This window comes from Frankia sp. Allo2, assembly GCF_000733325.1.
Taxonomy (GTDB): Bacteria; Actinomycetota; Actinomycetes; order Frankiales; family Frankiaceae; genus Frankia; species Frankia casuarinae.
Genome location: NZ_JPHT01000064.1, coordinates 1 through 7,495, shown reverse-complemented (window position 1 = coordinate 7,495; position 7,495 = coordinate 1). Strand labels below are relative to the sequence as shown.

The 7,495-nt window shown below is 72.4% G+C and carries 4 protein-coding genes (1 of these 4 cut by a window edge); all 4 read right to left on the bottom strand.

Annotated features, from left to right (window positions below; translation table 11 throughout):
* A protein-coding gene (locus tag ALLO2_RS21965) for an alpha-(1->3)-arabinofuranosyltransferase family protein (RefSeq protein WP_035734533.1) crosses the window boundary here: on the bottom strand, positions 1-4,284 show its 5' portion. The gene continues 516 nt to the left of window position 1, outside the view; 4,284 of the gene's 4,800 nt are visible here — the first part of the coding sequence; it begins with the start codon at positions 4,282-4,284; its stop codon lies beyond the left edge, outside the window.
* Positions 4,285-4,297: 13 nt separating this feature from the next.
* Complete coding sequence (locus ALLO2_RS21960; RefSeq protein WP_011435501.1) at positions 4,298-5,635, bottom strand: glycosyltransferase family 4 protein; 1,338 nt, start codon at positions 5,633-5,635, stop codon at positions 4,298-4,300.
* A complete protein-coding gene (locus tag ALLO2_RS21955; protein WP_011435502.1) occupies positions 5,632-6,984 on the bottom strand; it encodes a hypothetical protein in 1,353 nt (450 codons plus the stop codon). Before ALLO2_RS21955 ends, ALLO2_RS21960 begins: the two co-directional genes overlap by 4 nt.
* A gap of 121 nt (positions 6,985-7,105) precedes the next feature.
* Positions 7,106-7,495: GDP-mannose 4,6-dehydratase (locus tag ALLO2_RS21950; protein ID WP_035734530.1), on the bottom strand; the 390-nt coding region annotated here is incomplete at its 5' end.

Sequence of the window (7,495 nt, the reverse complement as noted above, 5' to 3'; positions counted from 1 at the left end):
GAGCAGCACCGTCACCGCGGACAGCGCCAGGGCGAACCACACGATCCGTTGTGGGGTCCAGGTCAGCGTGACGGTGAACCCGGCGGCCGTCGGGGTGATCCGCCAGCCGTTCGCGTAGCCGTCCACCAGCCTGGGGGTGCCCAGGTCGGCGCCGCCCACGGTCGCCTTCCAACCCGGGGAGAGGCTCTCCGCGAGCACCAGCCAGAACGGGGTACCGGGCCGCGCCCCCGTCACGTCGACGGTGAAGGATGTGTCGCCGGCCGATCGGACCGTCACCCGTGGCGTGGCGGCCGACGTCGTTCCGGTGGTGCCCGTCGTTCCGGTGGTGCCCGTCGTTCCGGTGGCGGCCGACGTCGTTCCCGTGGTGCCCGTCGCGGCCGGTGGGGTCCCGGCGGGGGAGACGGCGGAGGCGGCGCCGGTCGCGTTCAGCCACGGGCCGCCGCCGACGTCCGAGGCCAGCAGCAGGCGATCGAGATCGATGCCGGCGAGGGCCCCGTCGGCGGTCCGGATCACGTGCTCCCCCGGGCCGAGGGTGACCGGCTGGCCGCAGGTGGCGACGGTCAACCCGAGCCGGTTGACCGCGTCGGCGGTGCCCCCGGTGACCTGCACCCCCACCGGCTGACCGTCGATGCTCAGCAGGTCGGTCCGGCAGGGCGCGGGGATCTGGGCCGGCAACAGCCCCGTCGCGGTGCTCCCTGCCGTGCCTGCCGTGGGCTGACCGGTGCCCGCCGTGGGCTGACCGGTGCCCGCGGCAGGCACGGTCGCGAGGCCGGGTATCCCGATCTCGGCGAGGCCCACCGGCATCGCCAGCGGCGAGCGACTGATGGGGTCGATGCTGGTGACGGTCCGGGCATCGTCGATGACGAACTTCCACGTGCTGCCGGTGACGGCCGGGAAGGTGAGGGTCACCTCGCGGGTGCCCCCGCGCCCCGCGGTGTCGGTGACCGCAGGCACGGTCACCGCGCCGACCCGCTGGCCGTCGACCTCGATCCCGATGCGGGTCGGGATCGAGTGCCGACCGTCGGCGACGATCGACATCGTCATCGACGAGACCGTCAACGGGGTCGGCGAGGCGACCTGGATCCAGCTGCCTCGCGGGTTGCCGATGCCCGGGCTCCACGCGGTGGCCGGGTTTCCGTCGAAGGCGCTCGACGCCCGCGCGGCGAGCGATCCCGGCAGCCGGCCGGAGGAGGTCACCACCGGGAGGGTGGCCGGGCGGCCCAGCACCTGGTCGACGCGATCGTCGGGGGAGTAGGCGGAGACGCGGGCGGTGCCGGTGAGCGCGAACGTCCGGGCCGTGGGCAGGGAGAACGACCGGCTGATGACCGACTCGGTGTCCTGCTTGAACGGTTCCGACGGGTTGGCCNGGTCCCGGGACACCTCCAGTGCCAGCCGGTGGCCGAGGGAGGCGGCACCGGCGGCGTCGAGGCTGTCACTCGGCATCCGCAGCACCTCCTCGGCCGTCAGCGGTGCCCCGTTCGCTCCGGGGATGGCGACCTCGGCGAACCCGACCGCGGAGACGTTGTCGTAGCTGCGCTGCCGGCCGGTGTTCGTCGCGTCGATGTGGATGCGTAACGTTCGGAAGGCCCGGGTGGGGAAGCGCACGACCTGCCCGGCGGCGGTGCGGGAGGCGTCGGTGAGCGCGACGGTCACCGGGGAGCCGCCGTCGAAGGTCAGCGTCGCCCGGGTGATCCACCGGTTGCGCGGCCCGGTCAGCGGCTGGACGAGGCGGATCTGGTTCGTCGTCGTCGGCTCGGCCAGCGTGGTCTGCCAGGCCTCCCCGGTCGGGTCGGTGAAGGCGCCGACCCGCCACGCGGTGCCCGGGTCGCCGTCGATCGCGCGGACCGGTCGGTCGGACGCCCCGTAGGAGAAGCTGTTCCCGTAGCTGGTGGCGGTCACCTCGGCGATCTTCGCCGGGGATCCCGGGGCGTGCAGGGTGGCTGTGGTCTCGCTGGTGACGTTCTGATCGGGGAACAGCGGCAGCCGGTTGTCGTTCGGGTCCTTCGCCAGCGGCCTGACTCCGGGTTGCTCGACGTAGCCGAAGTTCTCCCGGATGCCCGTCCACCGTTCGGCGCGCCGCCGGTTGGTGTCGGTGACGAGCAGGTCCGCACCGTCGTCGAGGGCTTGGCGCATCGCGGTGGGATCGGTGGCGAGTTCCGGGGCGTAGAGGATCGCCCGCCCGTCGGCGATTGGCTCGGCGAGCAGGCCGGAGGCCGCCGCGTCCACCAGCGCCTCCCCGTTGCCGCTGACGAGCAGGGGCCGCGCGGTGGTGGCGGTGCGCACGATCGGCTGCGCGCCGCTGACCGGGAAGACGGCCAGCGCCGGNGGATCGGGCACCGACGGGTCGGTGCCGAGGGTGACCTCGTCGGTGAACGGGATGCCGGGATCCTCGGCAACCGGCGGTCCGAAGGTCTGTGGTACACCCAGCCCGTCCGGTCTGTTCGAGGTGAACAGGTTCCAGGTGGCCCGGGGGCGCGGGGTCCGGTACCGCTCGTAGGCGAGGTTGCTGCGCAGCACCACGTCGCCTACGCCCATCAACCGGGCGAGGTCCGGCAGGGCGGAGGTCTCGAACNCCCCCTCCTGCAGCCGGCGGTCCAGCGAGCGGACCAGGTCGACGCTGCCCGCCTCGCCGTAGGGGATGAGTTCCCGCATGACCAGCGGACGGTCCATCAGCCCCTCGGTGACCGGGTCGAGGGTGCTTCCCCAGCGGTAGTGGGAGAAGTCGGCACCGGGAAGCTCCAGCACCCGGGTGCCGTTGTTCCTGGTGTCCAGGGCGCGCGCGAGTTCGGTCTCGTAGGCGGGGACGTGCTCGGGGCGTTCGAGTAACGGCTCGACGAACTCGCCGCGGAACAGCGGTGACATGTCGAGGGCCAGCAACAGCAGGACCACCCCGGTGGCGAGCGGCGGAACCAGCCGTCGGCGCCGGCCCGACCGGACCGGCCGCCCACCGGGGGCAGCCGTAGCGGTCGGACCGGCCGCCGCGTACCGCTCCCAGAGAGCTGCGAGCCCGCCCGCGAGCAGCACCGACATGCCCAGTGCCACCATGGGGACCGCCCGGGGCAGCGAACGCAGCGCGAGACCGGCCGTCGATCCCTCGGCGAAGTCCTTGAACAGCCGTCCCCAGGGAGAGGGATCGTCGTACGGGTAGACGCCGACGGCGATCGTGGTGCCCAGCAGGATCAGCGCGACGAAGTAGCCGCGCTGGCCCCAGCGGATGGCCGAGGCGCCGATCAGGGCGAGGATGGGTATGGTGAAGCTGACCGCGATCAGCCAGATGCTCTGGGTGTAGTGGGTGGCCGGCCCGATCCACGGACCGAGCGCGTCCTGTCCATAGAAGAACCAGTTGCCCAGGCCCCGCAGCACCTCGGAGGCCTGCGAGCTGCTGGCGACCGTCTCGATCGTCTCGGTGAAGGCGAGGACGTTGAGGCCATAACCGGCCTGGGTGTAGAGCCCCGCGATCCACCACGCCGACGTGACGAGGACGACCAGCACCGCACGGGTGCACATACTCACGGCGGCGCCGAGTCGGACCTCGCGGGTACCCCAGACGGCGAACGGTATCCACAGCAGTGGGGCGAACAGGATGAAGATCAGGCTGGAGGCGTTGATGCTGCCGATCGTCGTGACCACGAGGGCGAAGGCGGCGGGGAAGCGCCATCCGGCGGGACGCCAGCCGGCCCGGCCGGGCTCCGCCTCGCGCAACCCGCGCACGGTGATGCCGATCAGCCAGCCCAGTCCGGCGTAGGGCAGCAGGATCGCCGAGATCCGCGCCTCGTATTCCAGGATGTAGGGCGAGAGCATGTAGCCGAACGCGGCGACGAACGCGAAGCGGTCGGGCCAGCGCAACGAGCGGAGCAAGAACAGCACGCCGGTGCCGGCGCCGAACAGGATGGAGCCCGTCCACAGCCGCTGCGCGACCCAGTCGGGCAGGCCGACGAGATCCAGCAGCCAGTAGAAGGCGCCCTGCGGAAACAGATAGCCGATGTTCTGATGGGTGACGGTGCCCATGCCGATGCCGGGGTCCCACATGGAGACCGCTCGGCGCAGCATCCGGCTCGGATCGAGGTAGAGGTATGCCTTGGTGTCGGCGCCGATCTTTCCCGGTGCCGTCGCCAGCAGCGGCAGATACGCCACGGCGGCCAGCACCAGGGTCGGCCAAGAGGGCGGTCGCCGCCGGCGGATCGCCGCCGAGGCCGGACCGGACTCGGGGCGACCGGACTCGGGGCGACCGGAAGCGGGGCGATCGGACGAGGCCGGACCGGAGGGCGACGTGGTCACGGTCACCGGATCACCGCAGTCACCGGTGCGGCCCAACCAGGTCCGCGGCCCGGGCCGCGCTGGAGCGGCGGCCTTGATGCCGGGCCGCCTCCCGGACTAGCGCCGCGAACGTCGAGCGAGCCGTCTGCGCCCAGGTGAAGGTCGCCGCATGCGCCAGCGCCCCGGCGGACAGGCGGGCGCGCAGATCGTGATCGGTCAGCACGCCGGCCAGTGTCTTGCCCAGGTCGGCCGGATCCTCCACCAACACGCCGGTCTCGCCGTCGACGACCGCGTCGGTGTGTCCGGCGATCTTCGTCGCGACCGACGGCGTGCCGCAGGCGGCGGCCTCGGTGATCGTCATGCCCCAGCCTTCACGGGCCGAGGCCGAGGCCAGCACCCAGGCGCGCCGATACAGCGTCAGCAGGGCGTCGTCGTCGACCCGCCCGACGAGGCGCAGCCAGCCGCCGGCTCCGGCAGCGGAGATCCGCTTCTCCAGCTCCACCCGCTCGTAGCCCTCGCCGACGATGACCGCCTCCATCGTCGGATGTTCGTCGTGGGCGTGGACGAGCCCGTCGATGAGGACGTCGAACCGTTTCACCGGCACCAGACGCCCGACAGCGAGGACGAGGGGATGCGGCGAGCGCTCGCCGGCGGGGGAGAAGGACGGGTCGATACCCGGCGGCACGACCGAGATGTTGCGCGGCGGCAGGCCGAGCAGGTCGATGATCTCGTGCCGGGACGACGGGGACAGCGTCAGGATGCGCGTACGCCGGTACAGCGGTGGTGCGATCTTGAATTCGACGGTCTCGCCGATCCTGGCCAGCTTCGGGGACAGCACCATCCGCCACATCTCGGCATGCACGTGGTGCAGGAACACCACCCGGGGGCAGCGGGCCCAGACCGGAGAGAAGAACGGCATCCCGTTCCAGATCTCGACCAGGCCGTCCCAGGGCCCGCCGCGGCCCAGCGCGCCGGACACCGCCGTGCGCGGGAAGACCGAGTACCGGCCCGCCTTGCGGACCACCGTGTAGCCGTTGCGGTGGACGGATTCCGGATGGCCGGACGCCACGGCCGTGCGCAGGCTCACGTCGATGCCGGCCTGCGCCCACAGCTCCGCGACCTTGTCGGCGTGCAGCTCCGACCCGCCCGACTCGGGGTCGTCGAGGTCACGCCAGGCCAGCATGTGCACGCGGCGCAGCCCCGAAGTCTCGACCAGCTCGGCGAGGGAGGGCCGGTGCGGCGCGGCCTCGATCCCGGGCGCTCCCACCTGCGCGGCCAAGAGGCCCGGCGGGACCGGGACGGCCGGCGGCACGACGAGGCCCGCGGGGGTCGGCGGGATCGTCGCGCCGGGGCCGCGCCGATTGCTCGCGGCGCTCATGCCCGAGCCGTCCGACGGGCGGCGGCGAGCACCGACAGGCCGGTGACGATGGCCAGCACGGCCTGGCAGGCGAGGTCGGCGCGGGCGGTGCTCGTCGGTGATCCGTCCGCCCACAGCATGAGGGGGACGGTCGCGGCGGCGGCCAGCCCCAGGGCCAGCAGTACGCCTCGCTCGCCGAGAGCGAGCAGGTAGTGGGTGAACAGCACGGTAGCTCCGAGACAGGTCATCGCTGCGGCCAAGGGGAGAAGCGCGCCGGAGGCATCGGTGAAGCGAGGGCCGAAGGCCAGGGAGAGAAGTGTGTCGGGTGCGAGGAGAGCGGCGGAGAGCAGCCCCAGCGCGGGGACGAGGAGTATCGCTAGCGTTGCTCCGAGTTGATGGAGGGCGTGCTGTCCGAGATGTCGTCGATCGGCGGCCTCCGGCAGCAGGAAGCCGGCCAGCACGACCGCCGCCAGTACGAGCACCTTGCTGGCCACCGAGACGGCCGCGTAAGAGCCCGACCGGTCGGGGGCGAGCCGGCCCTGCATGAGGACGTCGATGTTCTGCAGGAGGCCGAGCATCGCCAGCGCGACGAGAGCGGTGCCGACCTCGACGGCCAGCCGGGCCGTGGGCGCCGCGGGCGAGCCCGGCTCGGGCGACATTCCCACGACCGCGTCCGGGTGGCGGCGCAGCGTGGACCGCGTGTGGGCGAGGGCGGCCAGCACACCGAGCAGGACGGCGATCGCCGCGCCGGTCTCGTCCAGACCGGCGAGCACCAACCCGATCGTGAACACCGTCTTCACCGCGGCGTCGACGAGCAGGTTGGCGGCCAGCGCCGGATAGAGCCGGCCGCACTGCAGCAACCCCCGGTCGACGCAGAGCAGACACCAGGCGGCACCGGCGGTCACGATCTCGGCGACGCCGCCGGGACCGGGCAGCGACAGTTCGTGGGCCACGAAGCCCCGAGCGGCCACCGCGAGCATGGCGACGACCAGCACGAGCGCGACCCCGACCCGGCGGACCCGGCGGACCCACTGCGCCACCAGGTCCAACTGCCCGCTGTGCTGCCAGGTGGTGATCCGCCGGACCACCCCCACGAGCAGGGCGCTGCCCGGCATGGACACGATGAAGAAGATCGCGATCAGTTGGGCGACCGCGCCGTAGGATCGGGTACTCAGCGCGCGTGCGATGATCAGCGTGACGCCCATGTTGGCGAGGTTGGCGAGCAGGCCGGCCAGCGCCAGCGGGATGGCGCCGCGCACCGCCCCCCGCAGCCGGGTGCCCCGGGTCTGTTTCAGGCGTTTACGCAGCGTCCAGCCGTCGGCCGCGATCGCGGCCGACGCGCCGCCCGGCTGGGCGGTATTGCGCTTCATGCGGAGTCCTCCCCGACGACATACGCAGGGGTACTCCCCGCCCCGCGCAACGGAATGCCCGCGTGGGGCCGGTTCACCCGCGCCGGGGTGGTCGGCCGCCTGGTACGTCCGGGAACGGTGCTCAACGGATTGTCAGTGCCTTGTCGGCCGATTCCGTCTCGGTGGCGACGTCGGCGTCCACCATCATCGCCACCAACTCCTCGAACCCCACCCGCGGCTTCCACCCCAACACCTCCCGCGCCTTCGACGAATCCCCCACCAGCACATCCACCTCAGCCGGCCGGAAAAACCGGGGATCCTGCCGCACGAACCCCGACCAGTCCGAGATCCCCACCCGCCCGAACGCCACATCCAACAACTCCCGGATACTGTGCGTCTCCCCGGTCGCCACCACATAATCGTCCGGCGCGTCCTGCTGCAGCATCCGCCACATCGCCTCCACGTAATCCCCCGCGAAACCCCAGTCCCGCCGCGACTCCAGATTCCCCAACGACAACGAGTCCTGCAACCC

Bases quoted from the DNA above. Each gene is read 5' to 3' on its own strand.
- ALLO2_RS21955 (WP_011435502.1), bottom strand. From the start codon at position 6,984: ATGAAGCGCAATACCGCCCAGCCGGGCGGCGCGTCGGCCGCGATCGCG.
- ALLO2_RS21960 (WP_011435501.1), bottom strand. From the start codon at position 5,635: ATGAGCGCCGCGAGCAATCGGCGCGGCCCCGGCGCGACGATCCCGCCG.